14 protein-coding genes and 1 tRNA gene are annotated in these 22,514 nt (G+C 55.9%); 8 read left to right on the forward strand and 7 right to left on the reverse strand.

Features of this window, described 5'->3' with window-relative positions:
• Positions 1–62: 62 nt before the first annotated feature.
• Positions 63–857 (reverse strand): SMC-Scp complex subunit ScpB, encoded by a 795-nt coding sequence (locus tag NHH03_RS16800; RefSeq protein WP_253158148.1) that lies wholly within the window; start codon positions 855–857, stop codon positions 63–65.
• 143 nt (positions 858–1,000) lie between these two features.
• Here NHH03_RS16800 and NHH03_RS16805 point away from each other — a divergent pair, with 143 nt between their 5' ends.
• From NHH03_RS16805 to NHH03_RS16815, 3 genes are all read left to right on the forward strand, one after another.
• A complete protein-coding gene (locus NHH03_RS16805) occupies positions 1,001–2,302 on the forward strand; it encodes an MFS transporter (protein ID WP_261364316.1) in 1,302 nt (433 codons plus the stop codon).
• Positions 2,303–2,404: 102 nt separating this feature from the next.
• Entirely contained in the window at positions 2,405–5,650 is a 3,246-nt protein-coding gene (carB, locus tag NHH03_RS16810; protein ID WP_253158150.1) for a carbamoyl-phosphate synthase large subunit, read from the forward strand.
• A 9-nt stretch (positions 5,651–5,659) separates the two neighbouring features.
• Positions 5,660–7,135, forward strand: a complete 1,476-nt coding sequence (locus tag NHH03_RS16815) for a sigma-54-dependent transcriptional regulator (protein WP_253158151.1) — start codon at positions 5,660–5,662, stop codon at positions 7,133–7,135.
• Positions 7,136–7,754: 619 nt separating this feature from the next.
• Here NHH03_RS16815 and fusA read toward each other — a convergent pair.
• From fusA to rpsL, 3 genes are all read right to left on the reverse strand, one after another.
• Positions 7,755–9,848, reverse strand: coding sequence for an elongation factor G (gene fusA, locus NHH03_RS16820; RefSeq protein ID WP_253158152.1), 2,094 nt, complete (start codon positions 9,846–9,848; stop codon positions 7,755–7,757).
• A 169-nt stretch (positions 9,849–10,017) separates the two neighbouring features.
• Complete coding sequence (gene rpsG / locus NHH03_RS16825) at positions 10,018–10,494, reverse strand: 30S ribosomal protein S7 (protein WP_253158153.1); 477 nt, start codon at positions 10,492–10,494, stop codon at positions 10,018–10,020.
• 69 nt (positions 10,495–10,563) lie between these two features.
• Positions 10,564–10,929, reverse strand: coding sequence for a 30S ribosomal protein S12 (rpsL, locus tag NHH03_RS16830; protein WP_253158154.1), 366 nt, complete (start codon positions 10,927–10,929; stop codon positions 10,564–10,566).
• A 107-nt stretch (positions 10,930–11,036) separates the two neighbouring features.
• Between rpsL and tsaD the strand changes: the two genes are divergently transcribed.
• Positions 11,037–12,059 carry a tRNA (adenosine(37)-N6)-threonylcarbamoyltransferase complex transferase subunit TsaD gene (tsaD, locus tag NHH03_RS16835; protein WP_253158193.1) on the forward strand — a complete coding sequence of 341 codons (1,023 nt, stop codon included), beginning with the start codon at positions 11,037–11,039 and terminating at the stop codon, positions 12,057–12,059.
• A 122-nt stretch (positions 12,060–12,181) separates the two neighbouring features.
• Here tsaD and NHH03_RS16840 read toward each other — a convergent pair whose 3' ends face one another.
• Positions 12,182–12,766, reverse strand: a complete 585-nt coding sequence (locus NHH03_RS16840) for a class I SAM-dependent methyltransferase (RefSeq protein ID WP_253158155.1) — start codon at positions 12,764–12,766, stop codon at positions 12,182–12,184.
• A gap of 242 nt (positions 12,767–13,008) precedes the next feature.
• On the opposite strand from NHH03_RS16840, the gene NHH03_RS16845 reads away from it, so the two are divergent.
• Together NHH03_RS16845 and NHH03_RS16850 are read left to right on the forward strand one after the other, a co-directional pair.
• Entirely contained in the window at positions 13,009–14,514 is a 1,506-nt protein-coding gene (locus NHH03_RS16845; protein WP_253158156.1) for an anthranilate synthase component I family protein, read from the forward strand.
• A gap of 617 nt (positions 14,515–15,131) precedes the next feature.
• Positions 15,132–15,204 (forward strand) — tRNA-Lys (locus tag NHH03_RS16850).
• 107 nt (positions 15,205–15,311) lie between these two features.
• On the opposite strand, the gene NHH03_RS16855 is transcribed toward NHH03_RS16850, so the two are convergent.
• Both NHH03_RS16855 and NHH03_RS16860 read right to left on the reverse strand, forming a co-directional pair.
• Complete coding sequence (locus NHH03_RS16855; RefSeq protein ID WP_253158194.1) at positions 15,312–16,577, reverse strand: polysaccharide biosynthesis/export family protein; 1,266 nt, start codon at positions 16,575–16,577, stop codon at positions 15,312–15,314.
• A gap of 211 nt (positions 16,578–16,788) precedes the next feature.
• Positions 16,789–17,631, reverse strand: coding sequence for a hypothetical protein (locus NHH03_RS16860; protein WP_253158157.1), 843 nt, complete (start codon positions 17,629–17,631; stop codon positions 16,789–16,791).
• 607 nt (positions 17,632–18,238) lie between these two features.
• Here NHH03_RS16860 and NHH03_RS16865 point away from each other — a divergent pair.
• Both NHH03_RS16865 and nusG read left to right on the forward strand, forming a co-directional pair.
• On the forward strand, positions 18,239–19,816 hold the full coding sequence (locus NHH03_RS16865) for a glycosyltransferase family 4 protein (protein WP_253158158.1): 1,578 nt from the start codon (positions 18,239–18,241) through the stop codon (positions 19,814–19,816).
• Between the two features lie 1,344 nt (positions 19,817–21,160).
• Positions 21,161–21,814 (forward strand): transcription termination/antitermination protein NusG, encoded by a 654-nt coding sequence (nusG, locus tag NHH03_RS16870; RefSeq protein WP_253158159.1) that lies wholly within the window; start codon positions 21,161–21,163, stop codon positions 21,812–21,814.
• Positions 21,815–22,514: the final 700 nt, after the last annotated feature.

Consider the following 22,514-nt stretch of genomic DNA (forward strand, 5'->3'; position numbering starts at 1 on the left):
ATGCAAGGCGCCGTCCGGCATCAACCGAGAACGCTGCCAGACGCCAGCTCGCGCCGGATGTCTCAGCCGCCCAGGAAACTCTCGTCAACCATTGGCAAATCTTGCAGGGAATCCAGACCAAACAAGGCCAGGAATCTTTCGGTGGGGTAATAGTGCGGTACTTTTCGTCCGCCGTCGTCTGGGGTTTGGCGTCTTATTTCTAGCAAGCGTCGACGGACCAATTGATTCAGTAGGGAGCCGCTTTCCTTGCCGCGTTGGTCCTGCACGATTTGTGCGGTGACACCGGGTTGATAGGCCACCAGCGACAGGACTTCGACGGCAGCTTGGCTAAGTCTTGCCTCGCGGACTTTGCCCAAGAACGACTGGCGAACATTTTCGACACTCGGTGCGATTGTCAGCCGATACCCCGATTCATCTTCAACAATACGAAAGGCTTGTTCGGAAGCCTTGTAGGATGCGTTGAGCGCGTCGATCATTTCAACCACTTCATCGGCTGTGACTTCACGCATCAGCGACGCCAAACGCGCCGCGGTAAACGAGAGGCTTTCTGGATGGCCGACAAACAGTGCGGCCTCAATGATCCCCTCGGGATGCACCAATTCGTCGACCGAATCGTCGAGCGGATCGAACGCGGCGGGAGATTCTTGTTCAGAATCCTCCAGCGGTTCGCTGGGTTCGGGTGCAGCGTAGGTTTCCGGGTCGTGCGCCGCAGCGGCGCGGGCATAGGCAGCACCGAGATCGTCTAAGGAAAGTTCTCCAAAACCAGACTCGTCGTCGGTATTCGATACAGAGTCACTATCTGCTGCAAATTCACTCTCGCCGCCGGTCTCCGGTTCATCGCTTATTGGTTCATCCATTCCAATGGGTATCCACTGATTCCAAAGTTAACAGCGATTGCGAATTGCCAATCGGACTGATCAACTCAGCCGCTGCTGGAATCGCTATCATAGCGACCACTGATCCCGCCCGATTCACCCCTCCATGATTGCAGTCGTTGCCGATGTCCAAGACAGTTCGCCTGAACATAATGATGTTTCTCCAGTTCTTTGTCTGGGGAGTCTTTTTTGTCCCGATGGGGAAGTACCTGGGAGTGATTTTCGGCGACTATGAAGCGGCGGGAACCTTAAACAAGATCATCGGCGGAATCTACTCCACACAGACCTGGGCAGCGCTGGCGGCCCCGTTGGTGGTGGGCTACGTCGCCGATCGGTTGTTTAACAAGGAAGTCGTCAATGGTGTGTTGCACCTGATCGGAGGGGCGTTGCTGTGGTGGTGCAGCACGATCACCGAATCGCCGGACCAGTTTTACTGGGTCATGCTGACGTTCTTTTTGTGTTACATGCCCACGCTGGCGTTGGTCAATGCGATCACGTTTCAGAACGTGGAGTCGGTTGAGGAGGATTTTCCCAAGATTCGGCTGTGGGGCACGATCGGCTGGATCGTTTCCGGATTGGTGGTTTCCGAATCCTTTTTTGGTTTGTTTCCATTGCCAATCTTGCCTGGCGTCGAAGGCGCAGGCAGCACCAATTTGCCGCTGAAGATCGGGGCTGTCGTCAGCATCTTTTATGGTCTGTTCAGCTTTCTGTTGCCCGCATCACCACCGCAGGGTCGTGGACAGTCGACCAGTTTGGCCAAGGTATTGGGGCTCGACGCGGTGGCATTGTTCAAGAATCCGAACTACCTGATCTTTGCCGTCTGCTCGTTCCTGATTTGCATTCCGTTGGCGTTTTACTACGCACGTACCAATGAGTTTGTCAGCCAGATGGCGTTCGGTGACCGGGCCAGTGCGGTGATGGCGCTGGGCCAAGTCAGCGAGATCTTCTTCATGGCGTTGGTGCCGTTTTTTCTGAGACGGCTAGGCGTCAAACTGATGCTGTTTGTCGGCATGCTGGCCTGGGCGCTGCGATACACATTATTCGGGCTGATGCCGTCTAGCCCGGCGATGTTGGTGTTGGGGATTGCGTTGCACGGAATCTGCTACGACTTTTTCTTTGTCACCGGGCAACTGTACACCGACCGGGTGGCTCCCAAGGACATGCGAACCAGCGCTCAAGCCTTTATCGGTTTGTTGACCTACGGCGGCGGGATGTTGGTCGGGAACTTCGTGTATGGCTACTGGGGCGACGCGATCGAGCTCGATCCGTTGACCCGAGAGGGCTGGCAGGAGGGGGCGGCACAGTTCTGGCTGATGCCGGCCGGAATTTCTGTTGCGATCGCGGTGTTATTTTTTGCGACGTTCTGGGACCGCTCTAGTGCGGCTGTGGGCGAGAATCTGCAGGAAACCGAGCCCGCGAACACCTGAGTTTTATGAATTTCTGAGGTTGCCCGTCCTACGCAAGTTGGTGGTTGATCTGATATCTTTCGCGAAATTTGGCAATGATCTCGATCTCTACCGGAAAACGACGTGCCCAGACGCGACGATATCAAAAAAATTCTACTGATCGGCAGTGGCCCCATTGTGATCGGCCAGGCCTGCGAATTCGACTATTCCGGCACCCAGGCCTGTAAAGCCCTTCGCGAAGAGGGCTATGAGGTGGTGCTGGTCAATAGCAACCCAGCAACGATCATGACCGATCCCGCTACGGCGGACGCGACCTACATCGAGCCGTTGACTTGGCAGATGGTCGAAAAGGTGATCGAAAAAGAAAAACCGGACGCGTTGCTGCCGACTTTGGGCGGTCAAACCGGGCTGAACGTCGCCATGGATCTGGAGGCCAATGGGGTCTTAGAGAAACATGGCGTGGAAATGATTGCCGCTAACGCGAAAGTCATCGCCAAAGCCGAGGAGCGTGATCAGTTCAAGGTCGCGATGGAAAAGATCGGTTTGGACGTGTGCCGTGGTCATGTCGTTCATAACTTGGCCGAAGCCCGTCGCGCGATGGAAGACGTCGGATTGCCGGCCGTCGTCCGTCCCAGTTTTACGATGGGCGGCAGCGGCAGCGCGATCGCATTCAACAAAAATGATTTTGACATCCTCGTCAAAAGCGGGCTCGACCAATCTCCCGTGACCCAAGTATTGATCGAAGAATCGATCATCGGTTGGAAAGAGTACGAAATGGAAGTGATGCGTGATGCCGACGACAACGTCGTCATCATCTGTAGCATCGAAAACTTTGATGCGATGGGCGTGCACACCGGTGACTCGATCACCGTCGCACCGGCACAAACGCTGACCGACAAAGAATACCAGCGGATGCGTGATGCATCACTGGCGGTCATCCGCGAGATCGGTGTCGAAACCGGTGGCAGCAACATCCAATTTGCGATCGAACCGGGCACCGGCCGAATGATCGTGATCGAAATGAACCCGCGGGTCAGCCGCTCGAGTGCGCTGGCTAGTAAAGCCACCGGATTCCCGATCGCCAAGATTGCCGCGAAGTTGGCGGTTGGCTATCGGCTGTGGGAACTCCCCAACGATATCACCCAGAAAACCAAAGCCTGTTTTGAGCCGACGATTGATTATGTCGTCACCAAAATTCCGCGTTTTGCATTCGAAAAATTCCCGGAAGCCGACGCGACGCTGACGACGCAGATGAAAAGCGTCGGCGAAACGATGGCCATCGGTCGCTCGTTCCGCGAATCGCTGCAGAAAGCCATTCGTGGCTTGGAAGTGGGCGCATTCGGATTCGGCAGCGATAGCCGCGACCTGTGGGGCACCGACGAACAACCCGATGATGATACGATTCGAGCGAAATTGAGCACTCCGAATTCGGAGCGTCTGTTTTATATTCGCTATGCGATGAAATCGGGAATGTCGGTCGACCAGATCTTTGCCATCACCCACATCGATCGCTGGTTCCTCGACCACTTGCTGCAAATCGTCGAGCAAGAAAACGAACTGCGACAGATCGAATCGCTTGAGCAACTCGACCACGATCAGTTTTGGAAAGCCAAGCGAAACGGATTCTCCGACCGACAGATCGCCCACATTCTCTCGTCGACCGAACAAGTCGTGCGACAACGTCGTTTGGAATTGGGCATCCGCCCCGTGTTCAAAAGTGTCGACACCTGCGCTGCTGAATTCGAAGCCTACACGCCGTACTACTACAGCACCTACGAAACCGAAGACGAGCTGCCGGCCAAGAGTGACAAAAAGCGGATCGTGATTTTGGGTGGTGGTCCGAACCGGATCGGCCAAGGAATCGAGTTTGATTATTGCTGCTGTCATGCCAGTTTCGCACTTCGTGAAATGGGCTATGAATCGATCATGGTCAACAGCAACCCGGAAACAGTCAGCACCGACTATGACACATCGGACATGCTGTTTTTCGAACCATTGACGATCGAAGACGTGTTGAACATCTGCGACGCCACGAATCCAGACGGCGTGATTGTTCAGTTCGGCGGCCAAACCCCGTTGAATTTGGCCCGCGGTTTGAAAGAAGCGGGTGTGCCGATTATTGGTACCAGCGTCGAAACGATCGAAGCCGCCGAGGACCGCGAGCGGTTCCAAGCGTTGATCAACGAGTTGCAGTTGCGTCAGCCACCGAGTGGGATCGCACGCAACATGGAAGAGGCTCGGAAAGAGGTTCGCCGCATTGGCTATCCCGCTCTGGTGCGACCGAGTTTCGTGCTGGGTGGACGCGCCATGGAAATTTGTTACGACAAGGCGCAATTCGAGCGATATGTCGCCGAAGCCTTTATCGTGGCCGATGGCCAACCGGTGTTGATCGACCATTTCTTGGAAGATGCCACCGAAGTCGATGTCGATGCAGTGTGCGACGGCGAGGATGCGGTGATCATGGGGATCATGGAACACATCGAAGAAGCCGGTGTGCACAGCGGCGATTCCGCATGTGCGATTCCGCCGTTTTCGATCACACAACCGGTGCTGGCCGAACTGCGAGAAGCCACGATCAAGCTGGCGAAATCGCTCAACGTCATCGGTCTGATGAACATCCAATTTGCGATCAAACTGGAAGACGGCAAACCCACCGTCTACATTCTGGAAGTCAATCCGCGTGCCAGCCGAACCGTTCCGTTTGTTGCCAAAGCGACGGGCGTGCCGGTGGCAAACATCGCGACGAAAGTCATGGCCGGAATGAAATTGGCGGAGTTGGGGATCACGGAAGAACCGATTCCCAAACACGTTTCGATCAAAGAGAGCGTGTTCCCGTTCCGCAAGTTTGCCGGTGTCGACATCGTGCTCGGCCCGGAAATGCGAAGCACCGGCGAAGTGATGGGGATCAGCGACAAATTTTCGATCGCGTTCGCAAAAAGCCAGTTGGCAGCGGGGGTCACATTGCCGACCGAAGGCAAGATTTTCGTCAGCTTGAGCTCGCGGCATAAAGAATCTGCTGCAAGTTTGGGACGCGACCTGCGTGCACTGGGTTTTGAGATTCTCGCCACCAGCGGAACAGCCACGCGGTTGGAATCCGAGGGAGTTCCGGTCACTCGGATCAAGAAACTGGCCGAAGGTCAACCAAACTTGATCGACTATCTGAAGAACGAAGACGTGGCGTTGATTTTGAACACGCCCAACGGCAAAGGCGCACGCACCGACGAAGGAAAAATTCGTGCGGCTGCCGTCCAGCAAGGTGTACCCTGTATCACAACGGTCGCAGCCGCCGAAGCGGCGATCCGAGCCATGCAGGCACTTCGCGACGACGTGATGTCGGTTCAATCCCTGCAAGAACGTTACGCGGAATAGACGATCCCCATGTCAGACTCTCCAGCGCCCAAGAACGCATCGCACAAACCCGATTATGACCCTGCGTCGTTTCGGTTGTTGGTGGTCGATAACGAAGCCGCCCATGCGCGGGCGATGACCGAAAGTCTGGAAAAAGTTGGTTACAAATGCACCGTCGCAACCAGTGGTCCTGAAGCCGCGACGCTAGTCCAGCGGGACACCTTTGACGTGATCATCACGGATATGGTGATGAATGATGTCGACGGAATGAAGTTGTTGAAACTGGCGACCGAGACGTTGCCGGATTCCGAAGTCGTGATGGTGACCGGTCACGCGACCGTGCCGATCGCGGTGGAAGCGATGCAGAAAGGCGCTTTCAATTTTTTGGAAAAGCCGATCACACCCAGTCGGTTGCGTGCGATCGTCGAAAAAGCCGTTGGTGCGGTTAGCCTGCGACGTCAAAACACCGAACTGATGTCTCGCTTGGACGAACGGTTTGGGTTCGAAGCGATCGTCTACACCAGCAAGAAGATGCAGGAAGTGATCGATCGCTTGCGTCGGATTGCTGCTACCGACGCAACCGTCTTGATCACCGGTGAAAACGGGACGGGAAAAGAGATCGTGGCCCAGGCCGTGCATCAGAACAGCCCCCGCCGCAATAAACCCATTGTTGCGATCAACACGGGAGCAATCGCCGAGAATCTGGTTGAAAGCGAACTGTTCGGTCACGTCAAAGGTGCCTTCACTGGCGCTGACTCGGACCGCGTCGGAGCATTCGAATACGCCAACGGCGGTACGTTGTTTTTGGATGAAGTCGGCGACATGCCGATGAGCACTCAAATCAAGCTGTTGCGGGTACTGGAAGAGAGCAAGATCACGCGGGTCGGCGACAATAAAGCGATCAAAGTGAACGTTCGCTTGATTTCGGCAACCAACCGGCCACTGGAAACCATGATCGAGGCGGGGACATTTCGCAGCGACCTGTATTTTCGATTGAAAGTGGTCACCGTCGAATTGCCACCCCTGCGGGATCGCCGCGAAGATGTGATTCCGCTAATGGATCACTTTCGCAAAATGTTTTTGCGTCGCCATGATAAATCTGTGGCGCACTTCTCACCGAGTGTGACCAAACGATTTTTTGCCTATGACTGGCCCGGCAACGTGCGTGAACTGCGAAACTTTGTTGAGATGATGGTGGTGCTGGACACCGATGGTAAACTTGACGTCGACGATTTGCCGCCAGAATTGGTGGACGAGACGACTGACGACATCAAAGTCGATGAAATGCCGACGACACTCATCAGCGACGGTGCTGAATCGGATTTGATTGGCAAACCGTTGAGTGTGATCGAGCGCTGGGCGATCGAAAATACGTTGCAATTGACCAACGACAATCGCGAAGAAGCTGCCAAATTGCTCGATATTGGAGCGCGGACGCTGTACCGCCGCCTGGACCAGTACAAAAAAGATGACGGTGGCAGCGGCAGCTCTGCCGACGACGAGTAGGCCAGCTGCATCAACAACCTAAAGGAATGAATTCCAACCCGTTGGAGTTCACGCTTTAGCGTGTCACGCCCCCGTGCTTCCCGCCAGGTTTCACCTGGCCTACTGGTTCGATTGTGGTGGAGTAAGCGCACCTCTGGGGCCACAACGTAAAGGTTTAACTCCAACGGGTTGGAGCGTGTCGGGGCACAAGTTGGTGTGGAGGATTTATCCGACGGGTTTTCATTCGCAGAGAAATCCCCAGTTCAGTCGGATAAATCCTCCACACCAGCGCCACTCGGCCCTCTGATTCACCGTTGGAGTTCACGCTTTGGCGTGCCAGGCCGACGTATCAGGCTTTCCGCCAGGTTTCACCTGGCCTACTGGTTCGATTGTGGTGGAATAAGCGCACCTCTGGGGCCACAACGTAAAGGTTTAACTCCAACGGGTTGGAGCGTGTCGGGGCACAAGTTGGTGTGGAGGATTTATCCGACGGGTTTTCATTCGCAGAGAAATCCCCCAGTTCAGTCGGATAAATCCTCCACACCAGCGCCACTCGGCCCTCTGATTCACCGTGGAGTTCACGCTTTAGCGTGTCAGGCCGACGCATCAGCTTCCCGCCAGGTTTCACCTGGCCTACTGGTTAGTAGTGAAACGCGTCGGCATCTTCTTTGGGGGCCGGTTGGTAGCCTAGGGGTTCCATGCTGCTTCCGGCACGGCCTTGGCTGAGGCTGCGGACGGCACTGGAATAGCCGAACAGTTCTTTCAGTGGTGCGTGAGCGGTGATGACCGTCATTGCACCGCGCGTTTCCGTGGCGGCGATCAAGGCGCGACGCTGTTGCAGGTCGCCGACCAATTCGCCCATGTAGTCATCGGGTGTGGTCAGTTCGACCTTCATGATCGGTTCCAATAGTACCGGTCCCGCTTTTTCGAGTGCTTTGTCAAATGCGTCACCCGCGGCGATACGGAAGGCAATTTCATCACTGCCCTCTTCATGGACTTCAACATCAAACGCTTCCAGTTTGATTCCCGAGAGTGGGAACCCCGCTAGCACGCCGCCGCCTTCGGCTCGGTCGCGCAATTCTTGGATGGCAGCGTGGCGAATATCGCCGGGCAGTGGGGTATCGGCAGGCAAGCGATCAAAGACGAGGGGGGCCGCCGAGGTGTCCTCGAGTGGGCTAACACGAACGCTCAGCCGCGCGAACATTTGTGTCGCTCCGATCTGGCGATTGCAGACGCCGACGACTTCTGCCGATCCACCGATCGTTTCGCGATAGTTGACGCGCGGCTTGTAGAATTTGACGTTCAAACCAAAATCGCGGGTCAGCCGGTGTTGGATCACTTCCAGATGCAATTCACCCATGCCGCTGATCAGAGTTTGCCCCAATTCCTCGTTGTCTACCGCACGGAAAGTCGGATCCTGGCGGCGGAGCATGTCCAAAGTGTCTTCTAACTTTTTGCGATCACCGGTGTTCTCCGGTTCGATAGCCATCGAAAGCACGGTGTCGGCGAATGTGATGCTGGGCAATTCGATTTGCTCTTTGGAATCGCACAACGTGTCACCGGTGATCGCAAACCGAGGTCCGATCACACAACAAATGTCACCTGCGGCCAGCGTTTCTGTTTGCCCGTCACGCTCTTTCTTGGAGGCATGGATCTGCCACAACTGAGCGATGTTTTCTTTCTTGTCTCGGTTGGGACAGTAGACCCGCGAGTTTTGGCTGAGTTTACCGCTGTAGATCCGAATCCAGTAATTGTCGCCGGTCTTTGCGGGCAGGATTTTAAACACCAACGCGCTAAACGGCTCGTTTGTATCGGGGCCACGGCTGAGTTGTTGGTCTGTTTTTCGGGGGTTGAATCCCTCAACGGGTGGTCGGTCGAGTGGACTGGGCAGGTAGTCACCGACGGCGGTCATCAACGGTTGCACGCCGATTCCGTGCAGCGCCGATCCGCATAGAACGGGTTGGATTGTCTGTTCGATACAGCCCTTGCGAAGTGCACTGCGGATCAATTCGACAGGGATTTCCTGGTCTTCCATCACCAAGGCCATCGCATCGTCATCAAGTTCGCAAACGGCTTCCAACAGCTGTTCGCGCCACAGCAGTGCGTCGTCCAATAGTTCCGCCGGCACATCGGTCTCGTTGATCTCTTTGCCTTCGGTTTCTGGATTGAACTGCAAAAATTTCATTTCAACCAAATCAATCACGCCGCGAAACGGATCGCTGACATGGGTCGGACCTTGACCGACCGGCAATTCCACGGCGACGGGGCGTCCGCCCAGGCGCGGGCCGATGTCGTTGAACACCGATTCAAAATCAGCGCCTTCGCGATCCATCTTGTTGATGAACACGATTCGGGGAACGTTGTATCGATCGGCTTGCCGCCAGACCGTTTCGCTTTGCGCTTCGACACCCTCGCGTGCGGAAAAAACGGTGACCGCACCGTCCAGCACTCGCAGGCAGCGTTCGACTTCGGCGGTGAAATCAACGTGCCCAGGGGTGTCGAGCAAGTTGATGTTGTACTTGCCCCAATTGAATTTCACACAGGCACTAAAAATCGTGATCCCGCGTTCTTGTTCCTCTGGGTCATCGTCGGTGTCGGTGGTTCCGTGGTCGACACGCCCGACACGGTGTTTTGCACCGCTTAGGAACAGCATTCGCTCGGTGACCGTCGTCTTTCCGGCGTCGATGTGAGCAATGATTCCGATGTTGCGCAGGAGAGAGATGTCAGCGGACATGATGGATCGAATGGGAGAGAAAATCGATGTCTCCGGCGCAGCTGCCGGAGCAAATTGTTTTTAGCGATTGCAATAAAAAAACGCGAGCACGGCTTGGGGGAGCCGTCTCGCGGTTTCGTAGTTTTTTAGTCGTGCCAAACGCACCGAGGTGGAAAATCGGGCGACCCGATCACCATGCAAAGTGTGCGAATGCTTTGTTGGCGTCTGCCATGCGGTGCGTGTTTTCACGCTTGGTGTAGGCGACACCTTCTTTCTTGAATCCGGCCATGATTTCATCGGCCAATTTCAAGTGCATCGGGCGGCCTTTTTTGTCACGAACCGCTTCCAGCAACCAGCGAATCGCCAAGCTTTGTTGACGAGCGCGATTGACTTGCATCGGAACTTGGTAGCTGGCACCACCGACTCGCTTGCTGCGAACTTCGATGTACGGTTTGATGTTCTCGATCGCTTGCTCAAAAACTTCGATCGGCTCTTGGCCGTCGGATTCGCCGCGGCGTTCGATTTCACCAAGCGCGTCGTAGAACACCTTTTGGGCGACGGTTTTCTTGCCGTCTAGCATAAGGCAATTGATGAACTTGCTGGCAAGCATGGAATCGTGGCGAGGGTCGCCCTTCATCTGCTTTTTACTGGATGTAATCCGTCCCATTTCAGACTTTCTAAATTCTCGAGTGTTTAAGTTGCGGTGGACAATGAAGTCGACGCGATTGGCGCGTCGTTACTTCTTGGCCCCATAACGGCTGCGGGATCGTTTACGGCCTTCGACGCCCAGTGCGTCACGGCTGCCGCGAACGACTTGATAACGAACACCTGGCAAGTCACGGATACGACCACCGCGAACGAGCACGATCGAGTGCTCCTGCAGGTTGTGGCCTTCACCAGGAATGTAAACCGTTACTTCCTTGCCATTGCTCAACTTCACCCGCGAGATTTTTCTCAAAGCCGAGTTGGGCTTTTTGGGCGTCATGGTTCGAACTTGAAGACAGACACCTTGCTTCTGGGGACATTTCTCCAGAACAGGGGATTTACTCTGACGTCGTTTTAATTTACGTCGCTTGCGGACGAGCTGATTAATGGTTGGCATTGAGTCTTGTTTTCGGGCTAATTTCCGTAGTTTGCCTTTTGGGAAGCGTGCAAGTATCGGGCCATCCCCATTGGTGTCAAGGGCTGATCCGTATTAAGCTTGCAATGATGACGATCTTAACTATTGAATCGACTTGTGATGAGACCGCTGCGGCGGTGATTTCCGATACCGGCAGCGTGTTGGGGGAGTGCGTGGCGACGCAGGAATCCCTGCACGAAAAATTTGGCGGTGTCGTTCCGGAAGTGGCTGCGCGTGCCCATGTGGAGCGGATTTTGCCGGTGATTGACACGGCATTACGCCAAGCCGACGTGACCGGCGAGCAGTTGGATGCGATCGCGGTGGCCGATCGTCCTGGATTGGCAGGCTCGCTCTTGGTGGGGGTCGTGGCCGCCAAAACCTTGGCGGTGGCTTGGAAAAAGCCGCTGGTTTCCGTCAACCATTTGCACGCTCATCTGTATGCCTGTCAATTATCGGTCGACTATTCGGTCTATCCCTGCGTCGGATTGGTCGTCAGTGGCGGGCACACCAGCCTGTATCACTGCACGTCGCCGCTGGATTTGCAGTATTTGGGCGGCACGATCGACGACGCAGCCGGTGAAGCGTTCGACAAAGTTGGTGCGATGCTCAGCTTGGGATTTCCCGGTGGCCCGGCGGTTTCCCGTCTGGCCGTCTCCGGCGATCCGACCGCCTTCGATTATCCCCGATCGATGTTGCACGATCGTAGCTATCGGTTCAGTTTCAGTGGGCTGAAAACCGCGGTTCGCTACAGCATCGCCGAGCCTGGGGTGAAGGATTTTTCACAGCTCCAGATCGACGACCAAACCAAAGCCGATGTTTGTGCATCGTTCCAAGCTGCGGTGGTCGACGTGCTAGTGGCCAAATCGGCGCGTGCGGTCGACGAATACCACGCCCAACATTTGATTGTCGGTGGTGGTGTGGCGGCCAATCCGGTGCTCCGTGACGCGCTGCAGGTTGCCGCCGACAAGCAGGGATTTGGTCTGGTGATCGCACCCATGAAATGGTGCACCGACAACGCGGTGATGGGAGCGATCGCGTTGGAGAAAATCAAGCGAGGTCAGTTCGCCGAGCTGGATTTGGACATCACCGCCGGCCTGCAACGTGGTTTCTGATGGAATTTGCCGTCGCTGGCCTTTGAGGGCGTCGATCAGATGATTGAGGTAGTGGATCATTGTTATTGATCCTGCTCGTACGACAGGATCTTTAACAAGATCCACTCCCGCACTGAAATGCGTCAGGATGATTTGACGCAGCGATACACAAATGCCGGTGGCACGTTGCTCCAGACAGTGTGGCTGCGCCCGACGGTGTGAAAGCTAGATTTCAATCGGCGTGAAAATCGACGTCCGGCCGGAAGCACCACGCCCTGCCAATAGGCAAACGTGGCAAATTGTGCCTGGTCGCTCATCCTGTCGATCATCGTCTCCATGATTTCCGCTTGCAGCGATTCGGGAAACGAAGCCCAAGGCAGCCCGCAGATCACGGCGTCAATCGACTGGATGCCCTGCTGGTCGCACAACGCATTCAGATTTGTTGCGCTGTCTTCGTAGATGGTGGCCGACGGGCAGCGCCGGCGAGCCAATTCGGCCATCTGCGGGCTGCGTTCGATTGCAAAAAATGTTGCCTCGGGGTGCAGACGCTCCACGATGGCTTCGGTAAACACCCCGGTTCCTGGTCCGAATTCCACGACATTGCGAACGCGGTCCCAGTCGAACCAATCGACCATGGCATTGACCAAGCCCACACTGCTGGGCGCGACCGCGCCGACTTTGGTGGGGTGTTTGATGAACTCCTTCAGAAAGGTCAGTGACTCTCGCAATCGATTTAGCTCGCTGGTTGGGGACTGTGTGGGGGCACTGGATCATCATTGATTCACGGCGCCAGGTAAAGCATGCGGCGGTCGCTGGTTTTGCGGTTGAGTCACCTTGGTCTGGCGGTCAAGCTAGTGCTGCGTCAAAGTCCTTCGTACACAGGTCAGCCGTAAAGGTTGGCTTTGACGCACCACTCACCCTGACCTGGCAATGGTGCCGGCGCCCTCCTCCCGATTGAACGTTTGCCCTGGTGAATTCGCAAACTCTGAATGCGTTGCCGATTGTGGTTTCACTGGAATTGCCCAGTGATCCGGACGGAGTCAGCGGCGCGCCCGCAGTCTTTCGAGCATTGAGATCGATGCCGGGGCGAATTTGGTTTGATTCGGCAACGGCGGCGCTGGACGACGGTTTGAATCAAGATTTTGATCCGGTCGTTCGCCGACTGTCGCGTTATTCATTTTTGTCCGCCGATCCGGTGTTGCGGTGCGATGTGTTTGCGAATCAAGCGGACCCGTGGGGCGAACTCGCCCGGTGGGCCAAACGCTTGCCTGCGACGTTTGATCCCGCATTACCTCCGTTTCAGGGCGGTTTGGCTGGGGTGGTCGGGTACGAAGCGGCACGCTGGTTGGAACCTCATGAGTTGGCGCGTTGTGCCGATCACCAGAACGATGACCTGCCCACGCCCGCCGTTTCGCTGGGGGTTTATGATTTTGTCATCGCGATCGATCATTTTACAGACCAAGCCTGGTTGATTTGCCAAGGATTCAGCGGCGATGAAATCACCGGTCGCCAGCCATGTTCACCGCTGCAGCGGGGCGAAAGGGCCGCGCTCAGAGCTGAACAGGTGCGGCGACTGCTGGCGGCTGAGATTCACGAACCTGAAACTGCTGAAAGTGATTTGCAGTCCAGTCGGGGCAAACGTATGGCGGTCCAAACCAGTTCGCTTTGCAGCAATTTTTCCAGCCAAGATTATCGCAATGCGGTTGCCGACATTGTGCGGCGAATTCGCTGTGGCGATTCGTTCCAAGTCAACTTGGCACAGCGATTAACAACCGCTGCGACCATCGAATCAGACGCGTTGTACTTGCGGCTTCGTCGTGCCAACCCGGCGCCCTACGCAGGCTATTACGACGGCGGGGCATTCCAGGTCCTGAGTTCCTCGCCGGAGGGATTCCTGCGGCTACGCCAGCGACATGTCGAAACCCGACCGATCAAAGGCACCGTGCCACGAACCGGAGATGCCGTCGCAGATGGTCGGCTAGCCGACCATCTGTTGGGCAGCGACAAAGATCGCGCCGAAAACATCATGATTGTTGATCTGATGCGCAATGATCTGTCACGCGTGTGCCAAGACGAATCGGTGGTCGTCAGCCAATTGTGTGAAATCGAACGCTACCAATTTGTCCAGCACTTGGTATCCGTGGTCGAAGGCGATTTACGGGCGGATTGTGATGCCGTGGATCTGCTGCGGGCCTGCTTTCCCGGCGGCAGTGTGACCGGGGCACCCAAAATCGAAGCGATGAAGACGATCGCCGAACTCGAACCGAATCCGCGCGGGCCGTATTGTGGATCGATGGGTTACATCGGCTGTGGCGGGTTCGCCGACTTCAACATTCTGATTCGCACGATCACCGCCACCGCTGGTCGTTGGCAAATTCCGGTGGGAGGCGGCATCACCGCGCGTAGCAATCCCGTCGACGAAGAAGCCGAAACCTGGGCCAAAGCCCAAGGCATGCTACACGCCCTGCCGCAGTAGGCCAGGTGCAACCTGGCGCGAATCACGCCGCACCTTGATCAACGCTTTGAAGTTGCGTTTCTTAGCTGGCGAGATTTCCCCGCAGCTGACTCGGTCAGGATTCAGACCGACTGAACCCTTGGCGGGCCCAGCTACGACACTGCATTAGCGTGCGCGGGAAAATCACAACCCGGCGAGTGAGTTTTGACGTTGCGCTTTGATGGTAACCCTAAGAGTGAGCGAGGGATTTAGGGTGTTAACGAGATCCCTCGCTCACGCGTTTTGAAGCCAGCGCTTTCGTGATTCACTTTCCCGCCGCGCGGGCGAGTCGGACGTCTAAGCAGCCGGAGAGGGTTCTCGGCGCGCCCCTCTCCGGCCCCCGAGAGGCCGACTCTCGCAAGGGAGAGTGAAGAGATCGAAGCGTCAATTTGCCGAGTCATTTGAGTTGAAAAGGCTGATTAGCGCTGGCTTCAAAACTCGCGCGTCGGGTTAGGAAAAACCGATCTCCCACGCAAATGCGTAGGTTCAAAGGTTGCAGCTGGTCTACTTGCGTTGGGTCTGGCTTGTGCGAACCAAAGCTTCGCGATATCTTTCTGCTTACCGGTGGCAAGTGATGAGAATCAAGGCACACGGTATTCGCGCCAATAGCTCAGTTGGTAGAGCATCTGACTCTTAATCAGACGGTCGTAGGTTCGAGCCCTACTTGGCGTACTCCATAAAAAAACGCCGCGGAAGCAAACTTCCGCGGCGTTTTTTCTTTGTTGATACTCTGTCAGCTCGGTCCGGCCTGTCAGAGGCCGGTTGCCGTTTGCTTGCGGCTAGTTGTTTAGCAGCTCGCGGATGCCGTAGGTGAAGAAGGTTCCCAGACCGAAGTTCAGCAGTTCCTCTTCACACTTGTATTGCAAGATCAGTGTGTCGCCGGCTTGCACCAGAGGCCTTGATCGCGGGTCGTTGATCGCTTTGGTCAAGTCGATTTCGATTGCAATTTGGCCGCCACAGTCTGTTTTTCGCAGGATAAACAACTTGCCTGGAGGGATCGTGGCGACATTTCCACCAAGTCCGCCCATCGATCCTCCACCGACTCGACCGTAGACACCGGTTCCGGCCAAGGCCATCGCACCGAGCACGTCCAGGTCATAGTCACGTGGCAGCGGGAATTCTCCACCGGGCAGCAGTCCACCGGTATAGAAGACCTCGGTTTCTCGCGATTCGATATACACGATGTCGCCTTCCTTCAACGTGACGTCTTCCGATGTCAGGTTGGGAGATTCACCTGGCGGCAGACGCAGTGGGATGCGAAGCACGGTCGGATCTTCGGGTAGTTGCGGCAGGCAGGCACAGGGGTCCAGCATCGCAGCACGTCGCTGAGCACGGAACCGAGCCAGGAAGTCCTCGCGGGCTTTCTGATTTGCCTTGCTCGCTCGCAGCACTTTAACTTGGTTCTTGGCGTTCAAGCCGGGCAGACCACCGGTTTCGACCAGAGCATGCAGGATGTCGTTCTGGTATGCCTTGAGTTTGACTAGGCCGCCGCTGCCGCTGCGATCGCTACCGCCCCGGATAAATTGCGAACCGAGGTTTTGGGTGGTCAAGCCGCCGGTCCCGCCACCATCCTCGCGGATCACGATCACGTCGATCGTACGTTCCTTGATGATGGTGACAATCGGTCGGGCTTTTTCCGGACGCAGGATGTCGTTGTCGATGTATGTGTCGCGGATTGCATCGCGCACCTGGTCCAACGTTAGCCCATCCACGTTCAATGGCTCGACCAATGGCAGTGCCAATGATCCGTCTTCTTGAACGGCGATCGGGTATCCGATCGACGGCGGCAACACGCTTTCCGCGTCGGGGAAGTTCACCGGTGGCGGTTCAGGAGGTTGGTTCGGCGGGTTGAATGGCAACACGCCTTCGATGTAAACACCCAAAATGTCATCGGGGCCGATCAAGTATTCGCGTGGGGGTTCCAGCGAAAGTTGTGAAATGTCGACTGGTACCAAGTCATTTTTCGGCTTCGCGAAAAAGTCTTGCGGCAACCGGGCTGCCGGTACGCCTTCGATCGGTTGTGTCAGCGCGGAACAACCGGTCATTGATCCGGCAATCGCGATCCCCGCGATCGTTTTGCAGCCCCATCGCAAAATTCCCGAGCGAAGGGATTCCAAAGGGCTGCTCGAAGCTTGGACACGATGGTCGCGGCTCGAGTTTGAAATACTGTTATTCATCCCTGAACTCGTCACTAAAGGTTTTTTTTGCGTGGGGAAAAGCGTCCACTGGCATTGGCCGAGCCATGCTGGTCGGATGCTATTCAAACTTGAAAGGAATGGCATCATCGTCGCCTTGGTCTTCACCAAGATCGTTTAGTGAGTACGACTGGGCCGTGTGTTGCGGCACCAACGTGTCTGCACTCGACAGGCTTTTTGTCACACCACCATTTTCAGGCAATGTGAGTTGCACCGAGTTGTTGCTCGACGGCAGCGATTCATAGCCACCCTCGGGTGACGTATCGAACTCGGATGTCGGAACAAACAACGACGCTTCATCTGCCACGCCGGGGCTGTTGAGCAGTTCCTCGGTGCCGGTGGGCATCGCGGGCTCAAGCAATTCGCTGGACGGTGTGTATTCCATTTCCATGATTTCCGGCGAATCGAAATTCGGTACGATTCGTTCGGATCCAGGGACGATGGTTTCGGTTCCGATTGGCGTGCCGTCGGGCCCGTAAATCACTTCGCCACCCATCGGCATTGGCATCATCGCCGGTGCCTCGGCAGTGGCCGGGTTGTATTGATGCCGTCCCATTGGACGGATCATTCCCCAGTTGCCAACGCCGTCCTGTTCCGCTGCTTTGGCACCCAACGGGTACCCAGCAAACCAGGCATTCACAGCGGCTTGGCCATCGGGTGATTGATAGCGCCAACCCCAGTATTCGCTGGGAGCGGTTAGCGGGACGCAACCGTTGGAACCATTTGCAACGTCGGCATAGCCTTGCATGAAGCCTGCCTTGAACTCAGCCAAATGGGCTTGGTTGCAATGACAGTCTTTCTCGCGGTACCAGGCTTTCGCGGCGAGCACTTTGTTGCGGTGGGCGATCATGAAATCGTCCAAGCAGTGCGCGTCTTTGATCTGCCGGGTGGCGTTGGACAGCATCGAACATCCTGTCGAGCCGGCCAGCATCGCTGCCGCCGCACTCAACATGACAAACGATTGCAAACGACGACGCCGAGCTTTTGATCGCTGCGAACGTCGGCGCCGGTCGTTAGCCGGTTGCGACGGAGATTGATTGGTCAGTCCCGACGGAGTCGGGTTTTGTTCGTGTGCGCGGGCCGCACTTATGGAACGAATCGCCATTTGGCCCCCCTTGGCTGCTGGCGGAATTCGAAATCTGGACAGGCTCGTGGGACGTTCTGCATTTGCGGGCCGAACGTCCTAGGTGTCTTTATCGCCGTAACGGTCGTTGGGATTTAACCAAAACTGACGAAAAGACCAGCTGTGCGGGTTCTATGGCGTTTAGGGGACACGACTGAAACCGCCGAAAATAGCTCGGAAGAGGGGTTTTTAGGGCCGCGGACCCCTCTAACCGTCGCAAAGAATACCTAAAATCTCAAATCAACCCATTCTGCCGTTGCATCTGGCTTTTAGACTGAGAGCGTGTATTTTCGTCAGGTAGAGTTAGTCGGCTCGTGGTTTCCCCCAAAAGAACGAGTCGCGAAGTCACCCTGACGTTCCGATCAACTAGCCGCGTGATAGACCACCAATGATTTGGTTGACACTCGTTTCTCTCCTGTGTTCAGTAGCCGCTGCGTTGGTGTTTGTACCGTTGGTCCGTTTTGCGGCTCGCCGAGTCGGGATGGTGGATCGCCCTGACGCCGACCGGAAACTGCACGAATCGCCGATCGCCTTGGGGGGGGGGGGCGCTGTGCTGGCGTCGCTGTTGCTCGGTTTCGCCTGTACAATTTTGTACGATCGCTACTACGGCAACTTTGATTTGGGCTTTATGAGCCTTCGCTGGTACGGATTGGTTGCCGCGGCGTTTGCGATGTTGGTTGTTGGACTGGTTGATGACGCTTGGGTGATGCGCGGCCGGCAGAAGCTGTTGCTACAAATCCTGATCATCTCCGCATTGGTCGGCAGCGGTACCCTGGTCGAAAAAGTCGGCCTGCTGGGTTTTGAAGTGCAATTGGGTTCGCTGGCATTTCCTGTCACCGTGTTGTGGTTACTAATCGCCGTCAATGCATTGAATTTGATCGATGGTGCCGACGGAGTTGCGACAACCACCGGTTGCTTCATCAGTTTGGGGCTAGCGGTATTGAGTTGGGAGTACGGCACGCCGATGGGATGCGTTTTTGCATTCTGTTTGGCCGGCAGCTTGATCGGCTTCCTCTGTTTCAATAAGCCTCCCGCCAGCATTTTCCTCGGCGATGCGGGCAGCATGGTGATCGGACTGTTGATCGGCGTGTTATCGGTCTGGGGCAGTGTGAAGGGGTCAACGTTGTTGGCGTCGGCACCGATCGCGATCCTGGCGATTCCATTGTTCGATTCCGCCGCGGCGATTGCCCGACGTTGGCTGACCGGGCGCAGTATTTATGCGACCGATCGTGCCCACTTGCACCATTTGTTGCAAAAGAAATATGGGCATGTCGGCATGTTGTTCATCGTCGCCCTGCTGTGCACGTTGACCACAGTGTTGGCCGTGGCATCGGCACACTTTGATATGCCTTGGTTGGCACTTTTGGGCATTGTGCTCGCCGGCGCGTTTTTGGTCGTGACGCGATCGTTTGGGCATGCGGAGTGTCAGTTGGTGATGATGAAAGCCAGCCACATGACTCGCTCGTTTTTCATCACGCCCCAGCAATCGCTGATTGAAAAGAACCACCGATGCGTTCCACTGCAGGGCAGTGGCCAGTGGGGAAGGGTCTGGCAACCGTTGGTCGATTTTGCCCAAGTTCATGACTTTGCCAAAGTCAGTATCGACTTGAATCTCTCCTGGCTGGGCGAAGGCTATCATGCGAGTTGGTCTGCCGTGCGGATGCCGGATCGCGACAATCAGCTACAGATTCGTTGGCCCTTGGTGGTCGCTGTTGGTCCGGCCGCCAAGCCCATTAACATTGGAACGTTGCACGTGGTTGCCGAAGCCGATGGGGTTGGGATCCATGAGCGAATTTCAGAGCTCAGTCTTCGTCTGGCCGACTTGGAGCCGCAAATTCAGCAGGTGATCGCAGAACTTCAGCGGCAGCACGCGGTTGAGCCCGCGAGTGAAGCCCCCACGACACGTCGTGTCACCGACAGCGACACCGTCGTCGATCCGCCCCTGCTCGTCTCCAGCCATCATTAATAGACCAGCCCCAACCCGTTGGAGTTCACGCTTCAGCGTGTCAGGCCCCCCACGCATCAGGCTATCCGCCAGGTTTCACCTGGCCTACTGGTTGGAAGGTGGTGGAATAAGCCCACCTCTTGGGCCCACAACCTAAAGGTTGAACTCCAACGGGTTGGAACGTGTCGGTTGCAAGTTGGTGTGGAGGATTTATCCGACCGGTTTTCATTCGCAGAGGAATCCCGGGTCAGTCGGATAAATCCTCCACACCAGCGCCACTCGGCCCTCTGATGCACCGTTGGAGTTCACGCTTCAGCGTGCCAGGCCCACAACCTAAAGGTTGAACTCCAACGGGTTGGAACGTGTCGGTTGCAAGTTGGTGTGGAGGATTTATCCGACCGGTTTTCATTCGCAGAGAAATCCCCGGTCAGTCGGATGAATCCTCCACGCCAGCGCCACTCGGCCCTCTGATTCACCGTTGGAGTTCACGCTTCAGCGTGTCAGGCCCCCACGCATCAGGCTTACCGCCAGGTTTCACCTGGCCTACTGGTTGGAATGTGGTGGAATAAGCCCACCTCTTGGGCCCACAACCTAAAGGTTGAACTCCAACGGGTTGGAACGTGTCGGTTGCAAGTTGGTGTGGAGGATTTATCCGACCGGTTTTCATTCCGGGAAAAGTCCCCGATCGGGTCGGATAAATCCTCCACACCAGCCCTCTGATTCACCGTTGGAGTTCACGCTTCAGCGTGCCAGGCCCCCCACGCATCAGGCTTACCGCCAGGTTTCACCCGGCCTACTGGTTCCGCTGTAGCTGGCTTCTGCGAGTCCGGATCCGGACACGCTGGCTCACAGAGCCCACCTACAGGCGTCTTTCGGTTCACTTTGACGCTGCACGTTTCTCCCCCACTGCGTTTTACGACCTGCTTGGTGGGGTCTCGTCCCCTCTTTGGACCGCGTTTGCCCTCTTTCTTTGCGACTTGTTTCGGTATGATCGAATGTGACGGTGGTGGCAGCCGAACAAACTTTTCGATCTTCTTTTCAGGATTCTCGGCTGTTGCCAGTGGCACCCGACCGGGCCGCTACAGCAGGAACAAGCGGTGCACGCCGGGCACCGCTCGTCAATTTGCGTGACTTCAAAAGTTGCCGGAGTCAATTTCAGATGACTTTGGCGCCGACACAGTCAATAGCCGATAGGTAAGCAGAACCGGTTACGGCGACTTGTTTCAATACAACGTCGTCCAACAAGGTGCAGACTTGCGGCAACGAATGTTCATCAGTGTGTGACAGGCCAGTTTAAAAACGGAACTGTCACCCAGGTGGACGAAGTCCGCGCGGAGATCGACACGATTCGCTTCGCGAGTAAAAATGACTGTTGTTGCCCGTCTCAGTCCACCTGATTTTTCCACTGTTGCGGCGGTGATTCAATTGCCAATTCTAGCCAAAGAACCTGATCGCTTTCCCCAGAACCTGCTGGAATCGGATTTCGCGCATGATTCCAGCTGGTGGCTTTTGTACACAAAGTCCCGGCAGGAAAAGCAATTGATGCGGCAGTTGTTCCAGCTGCAGGTGCCACACTATGGCCCGCAAATTGAACAACGGCGTCGATCACCAAACGGTCGTGTCCGCACAACTTACGTGCCGCTGTTCAACAACTATGTGTTCCTGTACGGCGGCGAAGAAGCACGGTATCAAGCGATATGCACCGGTTGTGTCCAACTGGCCACGGAGATCACCGACGTTGAACCGTTGATTGCGGATCTAAGTCAAATTAGCAGTCTGGTGCAGCTGGGCGTGCCATTGTCCGTGGAAGGGCGGTTGGTTCCCGGGCAAAAAGTGCGAGTCAAGAACGGCGCGTTCGCTGGATACGAAGGTGTCGTACTGCGACGCGATCAAGAAACTCGTTTATTGGTTTCCGTTCGTTTCATGGATCAAGGCGTTAGTGTCAAGCTCGATGATTGCCAACTCGAAAAAATCGGCGACGCGCCCCAGGCCGTCGACCAAATCGAAAGCGACACGTGAGTTTTGGAATTGCAGTTCCCTCACCAACCGTCTGGCATTGTTTCCCGTAGCTGGACCCGCCAGGGTTCAGACCGGCTGAACCCTGGCGGGCCCAGCTACGAAGACATCCCTTGTGCCGGCCATTTTTTCTCGGATTTCGAACAGTCCTCACGCTGGACATTTTTCTGTCCCCATTTTTCTGTCCCCTCGCTGCAACCGTGAGTGAAAGCTGTCTGAACCCTGGCGGGCCCAGCTACGAAGACATCCCTTGTGCGGCCATTTTTTCTCGGATTTCCAGCAGCCCCCACGCTGCACATTTTTCTGTCCCCATTTTTCTGTCCCCTCGCTGCAACCGTGAGTGAAAGCTGTCTGAACCCTGGCGGGCCCAGCTACGAAGACATCCCTTGTGCGGCCATTTTTCCTCGAATTTCCAGCAGCCCCCGCGCTGGACATTTTTCTGCCCCCCATTTTTCTGTCCCCTCGCTGCAATCGTGAGTGAAAGCTGTCTGAACCCTGGCGGGCCCAGCTACGAAGACATCCCTTGTGCGGCCATTTTCCCTCGAATTTCCAGCAGCCCCCACGCTGCACATTTTTCTGCCCCCATTTTTCTGTCACCTCGCTGCAATCGTGAGAGAGCTTCCATTGGTTGCAGCTTGTCCACTCCGACTTTCCTCGCCAGTCTCTCGACTCTAGACTCTTCGCTGTCGGCTTTTTGCCTCTC

It is taken from the genome of Stieleria tagensis (assembly GCF_024129865.1).
In the GTDB taxonomy this organism is placed as follows: Bacteria; Planctomycetota; Planctomycetia; order Pirellulales; family Pirellulaceae; genus Stieleria; species Stieleria tagensis.